At 39.5% G+C, this 19,073-nt stretch carries 21 protein-coding genes; 15 read left to right on the top strand and 6 right to left on the bottom strand.

Annotated features, from left to right (window positions below; translation table 11 throughout):
• The first annotated feature begins 35 nt into the window (after positions 1-35).
• The 13 genes from T8I65_RS00815 to T8I65_RS00875 all read left to right on the top strand — a co-directional run bounded on the left by T8I65_RS00815 (position 36) and on the right by T8I65_RS00875 (position 11,948).
• Complete coding sequence (locus tag T8I65_RS00815) at positions 36-530, top strand: F0F1 ATP synthase subunit B (RefSeq protein WP_026913618.1); 495 nt, start codon at positions 36-38, stop codon at positions 528-530.
• A gap of 3 nt (positions 531-533) precedes the next feature.
• The gene (gene atpH, locus T8I65_RS00820; protein WP_322301626.1) at positions 534-1,088 is read left to right on the top strand and encodes an ATP synthase F1 subunit delta; all 555 of its coding nucleotides are present in this window, start codon (positions 534-536) and stop codon (positions 1,086-1,088) included.
• A 45-nt stretch (positions 1,089-1,133) separates the two neighbouring features.
• On the top strand, positions 1,134-2,714 hold the full coding sequence (atpA, locus tag T8I65_RS00825) for a F0F1 ATP synthase subunit alpha (protein ID WP_322301627.1): 1,581 nt from the start codon (positions 1,134-1,136) through the stop codon (positions 2,712-2,714).
• Positions 2,715-2,832: 118 nt separating this feature from the next.
• Positions 2,833-3,693: an ATP synthase F1 subunit gamma gene (gene atpG, locus T8I65_RS00830; RefSeq protein WP_322301628.1), complete on the top strand. Its 861-nt coding sequence runs from the start codon at positions 2,833-2,835 to the stop codon at positions 3,691-3,693.
• Between the two features lie 97 nt (positions 3,694-3,790).
• Positions 3,791-4,237, top strand: a complete 447-nt coding sequence (locus T8I65_RS00835; RefSeq protein WP_322301629.1) for a hypothetical protein — start codon at positions 3,791-3,793, stop codon at positions 4,235-4,237.
• Positions 4,238-4,292: 55 nt separating this feature from the next.
• The gene (locus T8I65_RS00840) at positions 4,293-5,744 is read left to right on the top strand and encodes an oligosaccharide flippase family protein (RefSeq protein WP_322301630.1); all 1,452 of its coding nucleotides are present in this window, start codon (positions 4,293-4,295) and stop codon (positions 5,742-5,744) included.
• 3 nt (positions 5,745-5,747) lie between these two features.
• Positions 5,748-6,182 carry a dUTP diphosphatase gene (gene dut / locus T8I65_RS00845; protein WP_322301631.1) on the top strand — a complete coding sequence of 145 codons (435 nt, stop codon included), beginning with the start codon at positions 5,748-5,750 and terminating at the stop codon, positions 6,180-6,182.
• Between the two features lie 34 nt (positions 6,183-6,216).
• Positions 6,217-7,227, top strand: a complete 1,011-nt coding sequence (locus T8I65_RS00850; protein ID WP_322301632.1) for a sugar nucleotidyltransferase — start codon at positions 6,217-6,219, stop codon at positions 7,225-7,227.
• A gap of 5 nt (positions 7,228-7,232) precedes the next feature.
• Positions 7,233-8,597 (top strand): tetratricopeptide repeat protein, encoded by a 1,365-nt coding sequence (locus T8I65_RS00855; RefSeq protein ID WP_322301633.1) that lies wholly within the window; start codon positions 7,233-7,235, stop codon positions 8,595-8,597.
• Positions 8,597-9,370 (top strand): DUF4292 domain-containing protein, encoded by a 774-nt coding sequence (locus tag T8I65_RS00860; RefSeq protein ID WP_322301634.1) that lies wholly within the window; start codon positions 8,597-8,599, stop codon positions 9,368-9,370. Before T8I65_RS00855 ends, T8I65_RS00860 begins: the two co-directional genes overlap by 1 nt.
• A gap of 5 nt (positions 9,371-9,375) precedes the next feature.
• A complete protein-coding gene (locus tag T8I65_RS00865) occupies positions 9,376-10,590 on the top strand; it encodes a murein hydrolase activator EnvC family protein (protein WP_416173222.1) in 1,215 nt (404 codons plus the stop codon).
• Positions 10,591-10,642: 52 nt separating this feature from the next.
• Positions 10,643-11,344: a hypothetical protein gene (locus T8I65_RS00870; RefSeq protein ID WP_322301636.1), complete on the top strand. Its 702-nt coding sequence runs from the start codon at positions 10,643-10,645 to the stop codon at positions 11,342-11,344.
• Entirely contained in the window at positions 11,328-11,948 is a 621-nt protein-coding gene (locus T8I65_RS00875) for a hypothetical protein (protein ID WP_322301637.1), read from the top strand. Before T8I65_RS00870 ends, T8I65_RS00875 begins: the two co-directional genes overlap by 17 nt.
• Here T8I65_RS00875 and T8I65_RS00880 read toward each other — a convergent pair.
• Positions 11,945-12,460, bottom strand: coding sequence for an acyl-CoA thioesterase (locus T8I65_RS00880; RefSeq protein WP_141876468.1), 516 nt, complete (start codon positions 12,458-12,460; stop codon positions 11,945-11,947). The genes T8I65_RS00875 and T8I65_RS00880 overlap by 4 nt on opposite strands.
• A gap of 61 nt (positions 12,461-12,521) precedes the next feature.
• Positions 12,522-13,451: an SPOR domain-containing protein gene (locus T8I65_RS00885; protein WP_322301638.1), complete on the bottom strand. Its 930-nt coding sequence runs from the start codon at positions 13,449-13,451 to the stop codon at positions 12,522-12,524.
• Positions 13,452-13,550: 99 nt separating this feature from the next.
• Here T8I65_RS00885 and dprA point away from each other — a divergent pair, with 99 nt between their 5' ends.
• Positions 13,551-14,654, top strand: coding sequence for a DNA-processing protein DprA (gene dprA / locus T8I65_RS00890; RefSeq protein WP_322301639.1), 1,104 nt, complete (start codon positions 13,551-13,553; stop codon positions 14,652-14,654).
• Positions 14,655-14,656: 2 nt separating this feature from the next.
• Here dprA and trpS read toward each other — a convergent pair whose 3' ends face one another.
• Positions 14,657-15,625, bottom strand: a complete 969-nt coding sequence (trpS, locus tag T8I65_RS00895; protein WP_322301640.1) for a tryptophan--tRNA ligase — start codon at positions 15,623-15,625, stop codon at positions 14,657-14,659.
• A gap of 73 nt (positions 15,626-15,698) precedes the next feature.
• Here trpS and T8I65_RS00900 point away from each other — a divergent pair, with 73 nt between their 5' ends.
• On the top strand, positions 15,699-16,442 hold the full coding sequence (locus T8I65_RS00900) for a lysophospholipid acyltransferase family protein (RefSeq protein ID WP_322301641.1): 744 nt from the start codon (positions 15,699-15,701) through the stop codon (positions 16,440-16,442).
• Here the strand turns inward: T8I65_RS00900 and T8I65_RS00905 are convergent.
• From T8I65_RS00905 to T8I65_RS00915, 3 genes are read right to left on the bottom strand one after another with little or no spacing between them, the layout of a single operon-like run.
• Entirely contained in the window at positions 16,439-18,001 is a 1,563-nt protein-coding gene (locus T8I65_RS00905) for a hypothetical protein (RefSeq protein ID WP_322301642.1), read from the bottom strand. The two genes, T8I65_RS00900 and T8I65_RS00905, sit on opposite strands and share 4 nt — an antisense overlap.
• Positions 17,998-18,540: a sigma-70 family RNA polymerase sigma factor gene (locus T8I65_RS00910; protein ID WP_322301643.1), complete on the bottom strand. Its 543-nt coding sequence runs from the start codon at positions 18,538-18,540 to the stop codon at positions 17,998-18,000. Before T8I65_RS00910 ends, T8I65_RS00905 begins: the two co-directional genes overlap by 4 nt.
• Positions 18,541-18,561: 21 nt before the next feature.
• Entirely contained in the window at positions 18,562-18,996 is a 435-nt protein-coding gene (locus tag T8I65_RS00915; protein WP_322301644.1) for a hypothetical protein, read from the bottom strand.
• Positions 18,997-19,073: the final 77 nt, after the last annotated feature.

The following is a 19,073-nucleotide window of genomic DNA, read 5'->3' on the forward strand; positions in this document are numbered from 1 at the left end:
TAATGATTACTTAAGAACATTTTATTTAGTTATATATGGATTTAATCACTCCCGATTTTGGCTTGTTTTTCTGGCAAACGATCGTCTTTCTGGTGCTTTTGTTTCTTATGGCAAAATTCGCCTGGAGACCTATCCTTAATTCTGTAAGAGATAGGGAACAGTCTATCAACGACGCGTTGGCTTCAGCTGAAAATGCTCGTAAGGAAATGCAGAATCTTAAATCTGATAATGAGCAATTGATGAAAGAAGCTCGTGCAGAAAGAGATGCTATCCTTAAAGAAGCACGTGAGTTGAAAGAAAAAACGATCGCTTCAGCAGCTGAAGAAGCGAAGCTTAAAGCAGACAGAATTGTTGCAGATGCTCAAAAGAGTATCGAACTTGAAAAACAATCTGCTCTTGCTGAACTTAAAAATCAGGTTGCAGAGCTTTCAGTAGAAATTGCTGAGAAAGTTGTGCGTAAAGAACTATCAAGTAAGAACGAACAACGCCAGATGATCGAGAAGATGCTGAGCGATGCTAAGTTAAACTAAAATATGAAAGGGAACAGAGCCGCACAACGTTACGCAAAAGCGATCCTTTCACTGGCAAAGGATAAGAATTCGGCGGAAGCTGTAAACAGTGATATGCAAACCATATCTGCTACTGTAAAGAACAGTGGTGATCTGGAGAACATGCTCACGAGTCCGGTGGTTAGAAAAGGCATTAAAAAGAGCGCGCTGCTTGAGATCTTTAAGGGTCTTAATGGTGTTACTGTTGGTGCTATGGATATGCTACTTGACAATGATCGTATTAATATTTTGCACATCGTTGCAAAGCAGTATACGATGATGTTCAACGCTATGAACAATATTCAGCACGCTAAAGTAACCACGGCAATTCCGTTGGATGCTGAGCTGGAAACAATTATCATGGCGAAGGTTAAGGAACTTACAGGTAATGATGCGATCCTTGAGAATGTGATCGACGAGAGCATTATTGGTGGTTTTGTTCTTAGAGTTGGTGACTTGCAGTATGATGCAAGCGTAGCCAGAAACCTGGACAGACTAAAGAGACAATTAAAAGACAACACATACGTTTCAAAAATTTAATTAAAACAGGTGCGCCTGGTGCGTACCATTTTATCTTGAATAATTATGGCAGAAGTAAATCCTGCTGAAGTATCAGCAATATTAAAACGACAATTATCAGGTTTTGAATCCAAGGCCTCTCTTGATGAAGTAGGTACCGTTCTAACCGTTGGTGACGGTATTGCGAACATCTACGGACTTGCAAACGCTCAATATGGAGAACTTGTTCAGTTCGAGAGTGGATTGGAAGGAATCGTTCTAAACCTTGAGGAAGATAATGTTGGGGTAGTACTTTTAGGTCCTGCAAAAGAGATCAAAGAAGGTTCTACAGTAAAAAGAACTCAGCGAATTGCTTCTATCAATGTAGGTGAAGGTATTGTTGGCCGTGTGGTTGATACTCTTGGAGCTCCAATTGATGGTAAAGGTCCAATTGAAGGTGAGACATTTGAAATGCCTCTTGAGCGTAAAGCTCCGGGAGTAATTTATCGTCAGCCTGTAACTGAGCCATTGCAAACTGGTATTAAATCTATCGATGCTATGGTACCGGTAGGAAGAGGACAGCGTGAGCTTATAATTGGTGACCGTCAAACAGGTAAGACTGTGGTTGCAATTGATACCATTCTTAACCAGAAAGAATTTTACGATGCCGGTGAGCCGGTATTCTGTATATATGTAGCGATCGGGCAGAAAGCCTCTACCGTTGCTGCTATTGCCAAGACACTTGAAGATAAAGGTGCGCTTGCATATACTACCATTGTTGCTGCAAATGCATCAGATCCTGCTCCAATGCAGGTGTATGCTCCATTTGCCGGTGCGGCGATTGGTGAATACTTTAGAGATACAGGTCGTCCTGCATTGATCGTTTATGATGATCTTTCCAAGCAGGCAGTTGCTTACCGTGAGGTTTCTCTTTTACTTCGTCGTCCACCAGGACGTGAAGCATATCCTGGGGATGTATTCTTCCTTCACTCAAGACTTCTTGAGCGTGCAGCGAAGGTAATTGCCGATGATGATATCGCGAAGCAAATGAATGATCTTCCAGATAGCTTGAAAGACAAGGTAAAAGGAGGTGGATCTTTAACTGCACTTCCAATTATCGAAACTCAGGCGGGTGACGTTTCAGCATATATTCCAACCAACGTAATTTCGATTACAGATGGTCAGATCTTCTTAACATCAGATCTATTTAACTCGGGTGTACGTCCTGCGATTGACGTGGGTATTTCAGTATCTCGTGTGGGTGGTAACGCTCAGATCAAGTCGATGAAAAAGGTTGCAGGTACATTAAAACTTGACCAGGCTCAGTATCGTGAACTTGAAGCATTTGCCAAGTTTGGATCCGACCTTGATGCATCAACGATGAGTGTGATCTCTAAAGGTAAGCGTAACGTGGAAATCCTAAAGCAGGGACAAAACGATCCTTACCCGGTAGAAAACCAGATCGCGATCATCTACGCTGGTTCTAAGAACTTACTTAGAGATGTACCGGTAGAGAAAGTAAAAGAATTTGAATTAGAATATCTGGATTACTTGAATTCTAAGCATAGAGATACTTTGGATACTCTTAAAGCAGGAAAACTTACAGATGAAGTAACAGATACTTTGACTAAGGCTGCTAAAGAGCTTTCAGGGAAATACAAGAAATAGTATTGAGTACATAGATTGAAGATTTTAGATCTTTAATTGAAGTATTTACAATTGAAAATTATATAGGTATTGAGTAGTTTCTAACATCTAACTACTCAATACTCAATACTAAAACAAAATGGCAAACTTAAAAGAATTACGTAGCAGGATTACTTCGGTTTCCTCAACGATGCAGATCACCAGCGCCATGAAAATGGTATCGGCTGCTAAGTTGAGCAAGGCTCAGGATGCAATTACATCCATGAGACCTTATGCTGAAAAGTTAACACAATTGCTGCAGGATTTAAGTGCTACTCTGGATGATGATGCGAACAGCAAATTTGCTGAAGAGCGCGAAGTAAAAAGAGTACTCATCGTAGCTATATCTTCTAATAAAGGTCTGGCCGGTGCTTTTAATACCAATATCATCAAAAAGGTAAAAAGTAAGGTTGCTGCAGATTATCAAAATACAGAAGTAGAACTTCTAACTCTTGGAAAAAAGGGTAATGATATTCTGAAGAAAACCTTTGAGGTTTACAAGAACGATAACGCTATTTTCGATGATCTTTCTTTCGAGAATGTTTCTGCAATTGCTGAAGAACTTATGCAGGTTTTCGTTGATGGGAAATTCGATAAGATCGAACTTGTTTATAACCAGTTTAAAAATGCCGGAACTCAGATCGTGATAGATGAGCAGTTCCTTCCAATCGAAAGATTTGAAACGGAATCTGAAAAGCAACTGGATTATATTTTCGAACCATCGAAAATTGAGATTGTTAAAGATCTTATACCAAAGTCATTGAAGATGCAACTTTTTAAGGCTCTTAGAGACTCTTTTGCTTCTGAACATGGCGCACGTATGACTGCGATGCATAAAGCGACAGACAACGCCAAGGAACTTAGAGATGATCTTAAATTATCTTATAACAAAGCAAGACAGGCATCTATTACCAATGAGATCCTTGAGATCGTTGGTGGAGCTGAAGCTTTGAACGGATAAGCTTATTAAATATAATTTGAAATGCCCTCCAAATGGAGGGCATTTTTTGTTTGGTACAGCTTTTGTTTTTATATCTTCAACTTTAAAAATCAACATTATGAAAAAATCACTACTAATTATGACCGGTATTCTGGTATTAAGCATTTTTGCTTCCTGTGGCAGTAATAAAGATCTTCAGGAAAGAGCACCTGCTCAATTCGCTGACGTTTATTATACATACACTTCAGAAGGTATCCAGCTAAATATTCCAGTTTCAGTAATTCAGGAGGAGCGTGTAGATCTGCAAGCTGTTTATTTCCACGGTATGAAGTCGCCTCTTGTTAAGAGCGAAGAGAATTCCAATACCTACATAGCCAACTTTAGAGTAGGAGGAGGAGATTTGGTGATGGATGTAGACCCTAAAAAGGAATACGGTAATAAAATGCCTCAGATGCCAGAAGAGAGTCCGTTTAAAATAGATCAGGATGAAGCCATTCTGGTATTTGGACAGAATGAGAAAACCAAATTCTACAAGCTTACTGGAATTGTGGAAAAGGAAGAGTAGCCAGAGCGGTTTTGTTATTTAAATTCAGATATTTGTAGCAAACCAACCGGCTCCTTTGAGTACTATAAAAAATCTCTTTAAGCAAACTTTCGTTTACGGCCTTGCTACTGTCTTGCCGAGGATGGTAAGTTTCCTTTTAGTTCCCTTATATACCGATATTTTACCGAAAGAAGAGTACGGTGAAATATCGGTTATTTTTGCTTATTTCGTTTTGATCAATGTCATCCTTGCCTATGGTATGGAAACGGCATTTTTCAGATTTTATAATAAGAGCGAAAATCCCAATAGTGTTTTAAGCACCTCTGGATGGTCCCTGGTGATCACTTCACTGCTGTTTACGTTAGTAGCTTATCTTACCCGCGATCTTATTGTAGAGGTTACCAATATTCCTCTGAAATACATAGAACTTGCGATCTGGATCCTACTTCTGGACGCCCTGGTAATAATTCCGTTTGCCTGGCTGCGTGCTGTGGAAAAACCAATGAGATACGCGATTATCAAGATATTCAATGTTGCTGTTAACCTTGGTCTGAATGTCTTTTTCCTGGTGTACCTTAAAGATCTGGCAGAAGAACATAGCTTCTTCCGAAGTATTTATGTAGAGGATTTTAAGATCAGTTATGTATTTATTTCCAACCTGGTAGCAAGCGGACTTACGCTTTTGCTCATGCTGCCTTTTTACTTCAGAATCTCTTTCACTTTTGATTCGGTACTCTGGCGTAAGATGCTGTCTTATGGATTTCCTATTCTGATCGCAGGAATTGCCTTTTCAGTAAATGAAGTTTTTGATAGAATTCTGCTTGACCGGCTATTACCACAGGATATAGCACGTGAACAAATTGGAGCGTATTCGGCCTGTTATAAGCTTGCCATGTTCATGACTTTATTTGCAACCGCATTTAGATTGGGAATAGAGCCATTCTTTTTCAGCCATTCCGGAGAAGAGAATGCTACTACAACGTATGCCCGTATCACCAACTATTTTGTCATTCTTGGATCCTTGATCCTGCTGGGCGTGATCGTTTTTGCCGATCTTTTAAAGATTTTGATCATTAAAGATTCAGCTTACTGGGAGGCTATGGAAATCGTTCCCTTAATTTTATTGGCGAACCTTTTTCTTGGTATCTACCACAATCTTTCAGTTTGGTACAAGGTAACAGATCGCACGAAATTTGGAGGCTATATTTCTCTGGCTGGAGCTGCCGTGACGATTACTCTCAACCTATACCTTATTCCGAAGATAGGTTATACCGGTTCTGCCATCGCAACACTTGCTGCGTATGGTTTGATGATGATACTTTCTTATTACTACGGAAGAAAATATTATAAGGTTCCTTACGATATGACTCGAATAGGAGCTTACCTTCTGGTATCCATTACCTTCTCAATAATCTCATTTTACTTTTTCCGGGGAAATTATTTCGTGGGAATCCCGTTATTATTGATATTTATGGGTGTCATTTACTATTTTGAAAAAGACCAGATTTTAAGAATTATACAATCCTAAGACATGGAAGTAAGAGTGATCAATAAGTCGGCACACAAGTTGCCGCATTATGAAACCGATTTTTCTGCAGGGATGGATCTTCGAGCTAATATCGATGAGCCGGTAACGCTGAAACCTTTAGAAAGGACCATTGTAAAAACAGGACTTTTTATTGAACTTCCTTTGGGTTTTGAAGCCCAGGTGAGACCAAGAAGTGGTCTTGCGGCCAAAAAAGGGATTACGGTACTCAATGCACCAGGAACAATCGATGCCGATTATAGAGGTGAAATTGGTGTCATCCTTGTAAATTTGTCCAATGAAGCATTTGAGATCCAGAATGGAGAGCGTATTGCTCAAATGGTCATCGCTAAACACGAACAGATCTCCTGGGAAGAAGTAGACATTCTTGGAGAAACTTCCCGGGGCGCAGGAGGTTTTGGAAGCACAGGAAATAACTAGCCCATATTTAAAGAATAATTAAAAAAGCTATAAAATGAAAATTATTGTACCAATGGCAGGTCGTGGTTCACGACTTCGTCCACATACTTTGACTGTACCAAAACCTTTAATTCCTATCGCAGGAAAACCAATCGTTCACCGACTGGTAGAAGATATTGCAAAGGTTCTTGATGAGAAGATCGACGAGGTTGCATTTATCATTGGAGAAGATTTTGGAGAAAAGGTGGAGGAAGATCTTAAAAAGATTGCCGAAAGTCTGGACGCTAAAGGAACGATCTATTACCAGGATAAACCACTTGGAACCGGACACGCGATTATGTGTGCGAAGGAATCTCTTAGCGGTCCTGCGGTGGTTGCATATGCCGATACACTTTTTAAAGCCGACTTTAACCTGGATAAATCTGCAGATGCAGTAATGTGGGTGAAGAAAGTTGAGAATCCATCAGCTTACGGTGTGGTGAAGCTGAATGACAATAACGAGATCACAGATCTTGTCGAAAAACCTGAGGAATTTGTTTCAGATCTTGCGGTTATTGGGATATACTATTTCAAGGATGTAGCAGTTTTAAAAGATGAACTTCAGAATGTTCTGGATGCAAAGCTAACCCGAGGTGGGGAGTACCAGATCAACGATGGGATTGAAGCAATGCGTAAAAACGGACTCCGTTTTGTTCCAGGGAAAGTAGATGAATGGATGGACTGTGGAAACAAAAATGTTACCGTGGAAACCAATGGTAGAATGCTGAATTTCCTTCATCAGGATGGAGAGAAATTAATGGCAGACTCAGTTAAGATCAAAGATTCTGAAATTACCGAACCTTGTTATATTGGTGAAAATGTTGAATTGATCAATGCTAAAATTGGACCTAATGTATCTATTGGGGATGGAACCAAAATTGAAAACAGTACTATCAAGAACAGTCTTATCCAGACCTTTGCTGAAGTAAAAAATGCAAAACTTGATAACGCAATGATTGGAAACTTTGCCAGATTTGATGGTGAATTTACCCAGATCAGCATCGGTGATTACTCCGTTTTAGAATAACTTTTATGCGTACATCCGGGAGCCTACTTCTTATGTTATGGTTTATACTTTCTGTGCAGGCACAGGATGATAAACGTCCATTTGAAGATGTGAACCAGGATGATCTCGGTCTTGTGAATGATGAGTTTCAGGAGCTGTTCTTTGAAGCCCTCAAACAAAAAGGCATCGAGAATTATGAAAAAGCGATCATAGCACTGCGTAAAGCTTCAGAAATTTCTGAAGACAACGCGGTGCTTTATTTTGAACTTGGGAAGAATTATCGGGAACTTCAGCAATTTCCGGCAGCTATTGAAAATTTTCAGAAGGCTACAGCATTAGAACCCAAACGGGAAGCTATACTTGTTTCACTTTTCGAGACTTATGCCGCTACTCGTGATTTTGATAGTGCAATTTCCACAGTGCAAAAGCTTATTAGTTTTGATTCTGATTATAAAGAGGACCTGGCTAATTTGTATTTGCTCAATGAAGATTACGACAATGCATTACAACTTATCGATCAACTGGATCAGGACTTAGGTGCAAATTCCTATCGAAACTCGTTACGCCGGCAGATCTATGCGAGGACCAATAATACCGATGCTCAAATTCAGAATTTAAGGCAAAGTATTGCCGCTAACCCTGAGCTGGAAAAAAATTATCTCAACCTAATTTACATGTATAGTGAGCAGGGTGAGGATGAAGAAGCGTATAATGTTGCCAATGAACTTTTGGAAAGTAATCCCGGTTCTTCTCTGGCTCATCTTGCACTCTATAAATTTCAGCTCGAAAAACAGGAGCCTGAAGCTGCTATTGCTTCCATGGAAATTGTATTTGAAAGTGAAGAAATCGATGCTGAGTCTAAATTCAAAGTGCTCAATGACTTCCTGATTTTTGTACAGGATAATCCTCAATATGAAAACCGTCTGGTAGAAGTTGCTCAAAAACTCACTCAAATCGAGAATACACCGGGTTTGTATGAAAAACTGGGACAATTCTATCTAAAAAAAGCTGATCGGAAAAATGCACTTCGGTATTTTGAACTGGGAATAAAGAAGAATTCTACCAATTTTGAACTTACCAGGAATACACTGTTGTTACAAATTGATCTTCAGAAATATGAAGACGTTAGAGAATTGAGCGCACAGGCGTTGGAAAATTTTCCTTCTCAACCTGTTTTATACCTATTTCAAGGGGTTGCTCTTAACAAACTTGAAAAGTTTGAGCAGGCTGAAAGCAGCTTGAAGGATGGGCTGGATTACCTGGTCGATGATATTAGAATGGAAGCCGATTTCTATGCACAGCTTTCTTTTAGCTATCATGGTATGAATAATGCAGGATTGGCGAATGAATATCGCGCTAAAGCGGAGGAATTACTTAAAGAAATAAATTGATGATTAGAAGAATAGTAACACTGGTATTTATGGCGGTAATTATAGCTTCCTGCGGAAGTTCCCGTCGTGCCGGAAAAATCGTTACAAAGAACACAGAAGCTGTTTCCATTATTAAAAAGCACTATGCTGAAGAAGCCGATTATAAGACCGCTTCCGGGAAATTAAGAGCAGTGTACCAGGACGATGAAAAAACACAATCTGTAAACCTTAGTTTTAGAATGGAAAAGGACAAGGCGATCTGGATGAGTGCGAGTATTCTCGGTTTTCCTGTTGCTAAAGTTTATATCACACCAAATAGTGTGAGCTATTATGAAAAGGTGACTCAGAGTTATTTTGATGGTGACTTCAGGTTAGTTAGTGATTTCCTTGGGACTCCGCTGGATTTTCAAAAACTTCAGAATCTGCTGATCGGGCAGGCGATCTATGATCTTCGTACTGAAGAATATGATTTCACACAATCTCCAAGAGGGTTTCAGTTCGTTCAGGAAGAAGAATCTGCTGATATGAAAAAAATGTTCCTGCTGGATAGTCGTACTTTGAAAGCAGCGGCTCAGCAACTGGCACAGGTTTCAGAAAACAGAAGTCTTACGGTTACCTATTCAGATTACCAGGTGGTAGATGGTATTGTCTTTCCTGAGGAGATTCGTATTATCGCCAATGAAGGAGGAAGCAGCACCAATATTGAAATTACCTACAGAAGCATCAATTTCAATGAGGAAGTTAGTTTTCCTTTCGATATCCCCTCTGGTTACGAAGAAATAAGCTTGAAATGATTAGAATGAAGGCTTCAAATGTATTGATTATTCTACTGCTTTGCTTAGGTGGTATGCAGTTTAGCTATGCCCAAACAGATCGTGAAGAACTGGAAAAAAGGCGTATTCAGCTTAGAAATGAGATCACCAGGATCAATGAGCTTAGAATTTCCAACCAGAAGAAGCAACGCTCGGTGCTTGTACAGGTGGAAGATCTTGGACAACAAATAAAAAGCACCGAAGATCTTATAAAACTAACCAACCAGCAGGCGAATTTGCTCACAAGGGAAATTACGACCAATACGAATAAAATTGGTGCGCTTAGAAAGGAACTGGAACAGCTTAAGGAAGATTATGCCCGAATGATCGAGAAAAGCTACAAGAGCAAGTCTCAGCAAAGCAGGGTGATGTTCTTGCTGTCTTCTCAGAACTTCCTGCAGGCATATAAACGAATTCAGTATATGAAGCAGTATACCAATTATCGTAAACAGCAAGGAGAAGAGATCAAGGCTAATACGATAGAATTGCAACAATTGAATTCCAGGTTGGTTCAGCAAAAAGAAGAAAAGCAGAAACTAATTGCTGAAAATAGAAAAACCAGGGCTCAGTTAGAACAAAATAGAAAATCTCAGCAAGAACTTGTTTCCACGATCAAAAAACGTGAAGGTGAATTTGCGAGTCAGTTAAAAAGCAAACAGAGAGAGATCGACGAAATCGACAGGGCGATCGATCGAATGATTCGCGAATCCATTGCCAATGCAAATAAAGAGAGCGGTTCAAGCTCAAGAAGTACTTATGAACTTACTCCGGAAGCGAAAGCACTGGCGACTGATTTCAATAATAACAAGGGAAAATTGCCTTGGCCGGTGAAATCTGGTGTGGTGACGATGAAGTTTGGAAAACAGCCACATCCTGTAGTAAGTTCGGTAATGGTTAATAACAATGGAGTACGAATTGATACTGATAAAGGTGGAAAGGCGCGTGCTGTTTTTAATGGAACTGTTAGCGAAGTGCAGGCGGTGAAAGGTGCGAATAAAGCGGTGATGGTTAGACACGGTGATTTTATTACGATCTATAACAACCTTGAGAACGTTTTTGTGAAAAAAGGGGACACGGTAAGGACAGAGCAGGAGATAGGAGAGATCGCAACCAGTAGAACTACCGGGAAAACGACTCTGCATTTTCTATTGTATAAGAACGATCAAAAAATGGATCCGGCAGGATGGATCTATAGAATGTAATTTCAACGCAACCTTATGGGTTTGAAAGCATCTAGTGAATAGAATCTAACCTATGAGTTCAGAAAAATTTGGTTACACGCGTGCGTTTATAGTGTTTATGCTACTGTTACTACAGGGATGTACACCTGTTTCTATAGAAAATAATAAACGAATTCTGGTACAGGGAAAATTTGTAACTCCTGAAGGCAATGCTTTACAGGGAATCCGGGTAAGTACAAAAACAGATATCAATGGTTTTTTAAGCCGGGGACAGGGCACACTTTCTGAAGTTGTAAGTGATGAAAACGGTGATATTTCTATGGTCTCTCTGGATGTTGATCCTGAAATTTTGTGCCTGGATATTAAAAATACTTCTAATGATCGAAGGTTGCAGAGTTTTACAGTTTGTGATTCTTCATTCAGCAGGAAGGAAACATTGTTGGATCTTGGTGAATTTGAGCTGAAAGAAATCATAGAAACGAGCATAATCATTCGGCATAATTCAGATGTTTATTATACGTTGAGGTCTGAAGCATCTTCAGTACGAATTGGTATTGAAGATTGGAATGAATTAAGCTCTTACGATGATTTAGACCTGGCTTCGAAATATACAACCCGGGAATCCTTTCTGAGTTCTGAAAATCAGATTGATACTTTAAGAGTCACCACCACTAATAATTCTACTGTTTATTTAAAATTACAAAGCGCTCAGGAAGAATATATTTATGAATTTGAGGTGAACGAAATCGATGAAAGCTATGAGATCGATCTTTAGGCTCATAATAGTGCTGGTTGTTTGTTCAACTGTTTCTTTGAAAGCACAGGAGCAGGACAGCACAAAATTTTCTCCACATCATTTCAATCGTATACAGTTGGATCCGGAACTTAGCATGTTTACAGCAATAGGAGATAACTTTTTAAAGGATGCTTATGATCTCAAAACCGGAACCGGCCTTACTGCCGACTTTTATCTCCATAAGAACTGGTACATAGGAACTCGATTTTTGAATATAAATACGCAGATAGTCAAGCCTGAAAATATTGGTGACATCAAGAACACAAAAATCTTTACATTCGGTGTTCAGGGTGCTTATGTTTATGAATTTACCGAGCGTCTATATCTGGATCTAATTGCTGGATTTGGTTCTACCGGCTATTATCATGATTCAAAATTTGGAACGAACTTTAGAGATTCGGCCACCAGTATTTGGGGGGGGCCAAAAATCAGTTATCGCATCAATAATTTCTTCGGAATATTCCTGGGAAGTGAATTTAGAAGAGATTTTATGAATATTAAAGTCACCGAACAGCTGAATGATTATTTTGGTAACGCAAACTTATTGAGTATAAGAGCAGGGGTGCGGTTTATCACGCACTAATCTTTGTCAAAAAGAGCCTTAAGTTCAGTAGCATCACTAGGTTTCATTTTACCAGCAAGCACAAGACTTAATTGCTTTCTGCGCAAGGCAGCGGCAAATCTTTCTTTTTCAAGATCAGTTTCCGGCTCTAGCTGTGGGATTTGAATTGGAGTTCCGGTTTCGTCTACCGCTACAAAAGTATAAATTGCTTCATTTGCTTTTGTTCTACGACCACTTTCACGGTCTTCCACCCAAACATCAATGAAGATCTCCATGGAACTCTTAAAAGCTCTTGAAACAGCTGCCTCAACGGTTACAACACTTCCTAAAGGAATCGCTTTATTAAAAGCTACGTGATTGACTGAAGCAGTTACTACGATCCTACGACTATGACGTCTTGCGGCGATACTGGCTGCACGATCCATTCTTGCCAGTAGTTCACCACCAAAAAGATTGTTCAGCGGATTCGTTTCACTGGGTAAAACAAGATCTGTAAGTGTAGTACGAGATTCATTAGGTGATTTAGCCTCCATGTAAGATTTTTTGCAAAAATAGGGAGGTTAGCGGTAATTTCGCAGTTAACGAACTATTAAATTACAGTTCCTGAACCAATAACCAGGCTGCATCATTCGTTTTCTTAACCGCATAAAGTTTATTGATCGCCTCTCTTCTGGTTTGATGACTGGAATAAACTACCTGGTGAAGGCCATATTTATTAGATCCTAGTAATCGGGCTTTGAAACCTTCTGCTCTAAGTTCATCAACTTTGGTTTGTGCGTTTTCTTCAACTCGAAATGCTCCTGCAACAACATGATAGTTCCCAGATTGTTTTTCTACTTCGAAAGTAACCGCTGGTAGTGGGTTGTCTATTACAAAGGTTGCCTGTTGTATTTGTTCCTGAAGCTGAGTTTCTGCCTCCTGCTGTTCAGCAATATTATGTTTTGTAACCTGGCTGCTGTAAATGTTAAGTCCGGCAAAACTTGAAACTCCAAGGGCTATTAGGCCAATCGCGGCATATTTCCAAATGGATGATCGCTTGCTTTCAGGAGTGAAAGTAATAGGGGCTTTTTCCTCAAGTTCTGATACCTGTTGTTTGTAAGCCTCTCTATTAACCGGCAAGGCTTTGTAAGTATCCAGACCAAAGGACTGCGTGAGAAAGTTTACATTCGTAACAGGTTCAAATTGCAGTTTATCCTCACTATCCAGGTAAAGCTCTCCAATATTCTCGAGCCTGGCTTTAGAAGCATTTTGTAAAGAAGATTCCAGGTCATATACGTACTCCTGGATCATGTTATTTGCAGTCTGATATTTTACATTCTCGACCTCAGCAATATAATTTGCAAGTAGCCCATCATTTTTGATAAGCTGCCTGTTGAATGAGATCACCTTTTTTGGAGGAAAGAACTCATTGGAATTTTCATCGATAAAAGCTGATTGCTTCTGGGCCAGGAAGGCACCAAAACCGGGAAGAACTACACATTCATAACGGTAAAGCAGGTCCTGTATGTAATTGGAAATATTCATCGAGTGCAAAAATATAGGTTAAAGACAGTTAGTTAAAGTTACCTAAACAAATTTTATTAACAAATGTTTTTTTCTGTAAATTTCGTCAAATTATCCTGAATGGAACCTGATCAACTTTTGTATACCCTGGCACTGCAACATGTTCCAAATCTGGGAGATAGCACAGCTAAAAAATTAATAAGACATTTTGGTTCTGCGGAAAACGTTTTTAAAGAAAAAAAGTCTAGTCTATTGAAAATTGATGGTATTGGGAAGACCAGGATCAGTGAAATTGAGAACCCAATGCATCTGAAGGAAGCTGAAAAGGAACTTGGTTTTATTCACAAGAATAAGATTAGCGTAAGCTATTTCAAAGAAGATAGCTATCCTGAAAAGCTCAAACATTGCCAGGATTCGCCCCTGCTGTTATTTAGCCGTGGAACCATAAACCTCAACAGGAAGCGAATTCTCAGTATCGTTGGGACTCGACAGATCAGTTCACATGGAATCTCCTATTGCGAACAGCTTATAGAAGATCTCGCACCTTTAGAACCGGTTATTATCTCAGGATTTGCATACGGAACCGATATTACGGCTCATAAAGCAGCCATCAGGAATAATCTACAAACCGTAGCCTGCCTGGCTCACGGACTGAACCAGATCTATCCAAAAGCTCATAAAAAGTATATGACCGAAATGGAGGAGAACGGAGGGTTTTTTACCGATTTCTGGAGTAGCGATACTTTTGATCGTAATAATTTCCTGAAAAGAAACCGGATCATTGCCGGCTTGAGCGAAGCTACTGTAGTAATTGAGAGTGCCGAAAAAGGAGGAGCATTGGTAACGGCCGATATTGCTAATTCCTATGATAGAGAGGTTTTTGCTGTGCCGGGTAGACCGGGAGACAAGTCAAGTATAGGCTGTAATGAACTAATTAAAAGTCAGAATGCTAGAGTACTTACTTCCGCAGCAGATATTGCATATATGCTTAACTGGCGGAATAATGAAAATGATCTAAAACCAGTTCAGAAGAAATTATTTATTGATCTTGGAGCAGAAGAACAACTCTTATATGACCAGTTGCAACTTCAGGGAAAAACTGAATTGGATCTGCTGGCACTTCAGTGTAAAATACCAACTTTTAAAACGGCGTCATTATTACTGAGTATGGAATTGAAGGGAGCGGTAAGACCACTCCCTGGTAAGTTATTTGAGATCGCGTAGGCTTAGTAACCTAATTTGGTTCTAACTTTAGCCAGTACTTCATTCGCTACATTTTTAGCTTTTTCTGCTCCAATCGATAGTGCTTTGTCAACTTCTTCCAGATTATTGATATAGTATTCGTACTTCTCACGTGGTTCAGCGAATTTATCCCGAACAAGTTCGAACAATGCCTGTTTGGCGTGACCGTAACCATAGCCACCTGCTTCGTAGTTCTTCCTCATTTCAACTATTTGCTCTTCAGAAGCCATAATCTTATAAAGGGCAAATACATTACAGGTATCAGGATCTTTTGGTTCTTCCAGCGGAGTACTGTCTGTAGCAATTCCCATGATCTGCTTTCTTAGCTTCTTATCGGTCTGGAAAATATTGATCGTATTTTCTTTTGATTTGCTCATTTTCGCACCATCAGTTCCAGGAATGTACATGGTCTCTTCCTGTACATTACCTTCAGGAATTACAAATACATCGCCCATTTTTGCGTGGAAGCGGGAAGCAACATCCCGGGTCATCTCGATATGCTGCAATTGATCTTTCCCTACCGGAACAATTTCAGCGTCATAAAGAAGAATATCGGCCGCCATAAGCATAGGATAGGTAAATAAACCACTATTCACATCTTCAAGACGATCTGCCTTATCCTTAAATGAATGCGCAAGGGTTAGCCTCTGAAACGGAAAGAAACAACTTAGATACCAGGAAAGTTCAGCAACCTGCGGGATATCAGACTGGCGATAAAAAACACTTCTTTCAATATCTAGTCCACAGGCAAGCCATGTCGCTGCTACAGAATAAGTGTTTTGACGTAGGGTCTCGGCATCTTTGATCTGGGTAAGCGAATGCAGATCTGCAATAAAAATAAAGGAATCATTTTTAGGATCATTCGCCATATTAATGGCGGGCATGATGGCACCTAGTAAATTCCCCAAATGCGGGGTTCCTGTACTCTGTACTCCTGTAAGTATTCTTGACATGGACTTTTCGAATTTTCCTGCAAAGGTAAATTTTTTATAGAACTCCTTCCTTTCATTTTACTACTTTTGACGCATGCGATACATCAAAATGGCAGGCATCCTTTTATGGAGAATCTGGTTCTATATTCTCCTGATCGTACCAATTGTGATAATGCTTCCCGTTTTGATCGTTTTCACCACTTCTGAAAAGTTTTACCCTCAGTATTTCGTTTGCTCCCGTATATGGGCAAAATGTATCCTCTACGGAATGGGTTTCTGGGTTAAAGTTAAAGCTGAAGAAATTCCTGAAAAACATAAAAGCTATATGCTGGTGGCGAATCATACCAGTATGCTTGATATTATGCAGATGCTGGTCATTATGAAGCAACCTTTCGTTTTTATAGGAAAAAAGGAACTGAGTAAAATCCCTGTATTCGGATTCTTCTATAAGCGTACCTGTATCCTGGTGGATCGGAAGAACCAGCAAAGCCGGAAAGCTGCATTTCTGGAAGCACAAAGAAGATTAAAACAAGGAAATTCAATTTGCATATTTCCTGAAGGTGGAGTGCCAGATGATCATTCGGTCGTGCTGGATCAATTTAAAGAAGGAGCTTTTAGACTGGCCATTGAACATCAGATTCCAATCGTTCCCATCACATTTCATGATTCGAAAAGAAGATTTTCATATAGATTCCTTTCGGGCAGCCCCGGGAAGTTAAGAGTCAGGATCCATCATTTTATCCCTACCCTTGGCCTTGAAATGACCGATAGAAAGGAAATCAAAAACTCGACTTTCAATATTATTCATGATGAGCTGGTAGATCCTTCGGTTTATTAGAAAGTATAGCTAATCCCTGAGTAAACCCCGAAATTAACTGGACGTACATTATCAACATTATTAAAAGTGTTGACCTGGTATTTCATCATAGGTTCTACGCTAAGGCTTATTTTGTTGCTAATTTCATAATCCACCCCAATCCCAACATTCGTACTAAAACTTGTTTTATTGATATTGGAAGCTGTTCCAAGTTTGGTCCTGGACTCAGCCGTTACAAGATCCACACTGTTCTGGTCAAGGAAAAGTCCACTTGCACCACCAATGAGATTTAGTCCAAAGCGTTCGTCAACCAAAGCGTATTCCACTTCCAGCGGAACTTCGATAAACCCAAATTGCTGATTGATCTCTCCAGGAGTGAATACAGTTGGAGAAATAATACTTCCGTTGCTGTTATCACTATTTCCGCCAAAACTAGGTAGACCACTATCATTAGGAGACTCAACCCTAATTTCGATGTTGTCTTCCGTAGAATTTATATTTTCAAAGCCTGGATTCATTGCCGTTGGGCTATAAGATACATTGGCAATGTTCTGACTCATATTCACTTTGCTGATTCCAGTTCTAATCTTGATATTTTTCGCGATATCATAAGCCAGCTTAACACCGTATGAAAAGGTAACTTCAGCATTCGTGGAATTGTTTGAAAACTGGTTTGAAAGTTCATTTCCATCCCCAAGATTAGCATAGAAAACGGGTGCGGCAAATGTTGACAGACGAAGATTTTTCTGGTTGAGGTTTTCATCCTCCTCGTTTTCTTTATTTTCTTCGGAAGTTTTTGCAGCTAATAACTCTTCGAGTTGGTTTAAGGAAGTATCCTGTAAAATAGCAGTACTTAGCAGTTCATCAGAAAGTTCAGGATTTCTTTCATTCCAGTAGTTTTCGAATATACTTTCTACGGTATTTCTCTTTGCATCTTCATCGGTCAAAGTTATTGCTTCGTTGGTGAGAGATGTAGTTGCTGAGGTACGATATTTATTATTTAAATTATTTTCTTCTGAATTGTTATTACCATTTTCGTGATGAGTATAACGGGAATCTTCTTTTGATCTTTGATTGGTCTGGGATTCATTTCTTCCCGAATCATCTAGATATTCTTGATCTTCAGCTGTGGTATTGCTGTTTTTATCAGCAATTGCTGCATTAGAACTGCTTGTTTCTTCAGAGTTGTTATTAGTTTTTTGTCCGTTATGGTAAGCGGCACCAGATTGTTCTTTTTGATTGTTCTTATCCTCATTCACTATTCTTTCTTCTGAAGGAGATTCCTGATCAATACTTTCATTGTTTTCTGCTCCCGTTTCAATCGATTCGTTCACAAATCCAGGTTCTGAAACTTCCGTAGTGGAAAGATTCATTTTCCAGATTCCCGTGGCTACTAAGGCTAAAATTGCAGCTGCAGCACTAAATTTAAGCCAGAGTGGAATTACCGGCTTTTTAGCAACCGGTGGTGTTCCGGCATCCAGCCGTGCCGATATTTTCTCCCAGTTTCTAGGAGATGGTTCTTTCTCGAAGTCCTTGAACTTCTCCTGAAAGATCCTGTCTATGTTCTTTTTCTCTTTCATGATGATTTCACCGCTTTTGAGTTCTGTACCAATTCAATTTTCTCCTTTAAAGAAGTTCTGGCTCTGGCCAGGTTTGATTTCGAAGTTCCCTCAGTGATACTTAATAAATCTGAAATTTCTTTATGAGAATAGCCGTCCAGCACATACAGGTTAAATACCTGTCTATATCTGTCTGGTAATTCCTGTACACATTGTAAGAGGAAGTCCACGGAAATATTTTCTGTTTCAATTTCTATTTCATCTTCCTGCAGATCTTCTTCGTTGGTAATGCCGTAAACTTTTTGTTGTCTGTGTTGTTGCAGTGATGTGTTGATAAGAATACGTTTCATCCAACCCTCAAAAGATCCTTTATCCTGAAACTGACCAATCTTTTCGAAAATGGTCACAAACCCGTCCTGCAAATTATCTTCCGCCTGTTGATAGTTATCAGAATATTTCAGGCATACCCCAAACAACTTGGGGGAATAGAGCCTGTAAAGCTCTTCCTGAGCTTTTCTTTCGTTTTGCTTACAACGGTAGATGAGGTCTTTAGAACCCACGTATTCATTTTAGGTTAGTAGTTATGACTGCTCCATTACAACAGGAATGGTAACTTCTTCATATATCGCTTCATCTCCATCCTGTCCCTTCCAGAATCTAAAAGTGTAATCTCTTTCTTCATCAATGGTCACCACAAACTTTGTACTTGAAGATGTTCCAATAACATCTCTGGTACAGGAACTATTTTCGACAACAGCGGTAACAACCGAAATGTAAATCTGGCTTCTTTCTTCTGAAGTAGTGCCTGCTCTTCGAGCGTCCACTGCCTGAAAGTTATTACAATCTGATGGAAAGACGAAATCTACTCTTACATCGTAAGTATTACCTAATACGAATTCATCTGGTAGATCGTGACTTGTAATACTTGCTAATTCGTAGGAGGTGATTTGGGAATCATTGTCTACTGAACAATTTATTAGCAGTAATGTTAGGGCTATTACAACCAATTTTCTCATATTCTTATTGCTTTTATAGTAGATGCAATAATTGAGAAATGGTTGCGTAGGTATCAAAAAAAATCCCCGGATGGGGA

Source organism: Christiangramia sp. OXR-203, assembly GCF_034372165.1.
In the GTDB taxonomy this organism is placed as follows: Bacteria; Bacteroidota; Bacteroidia; order Flavobacteriales; family Flavobacteriaceae; genus Christiangramia.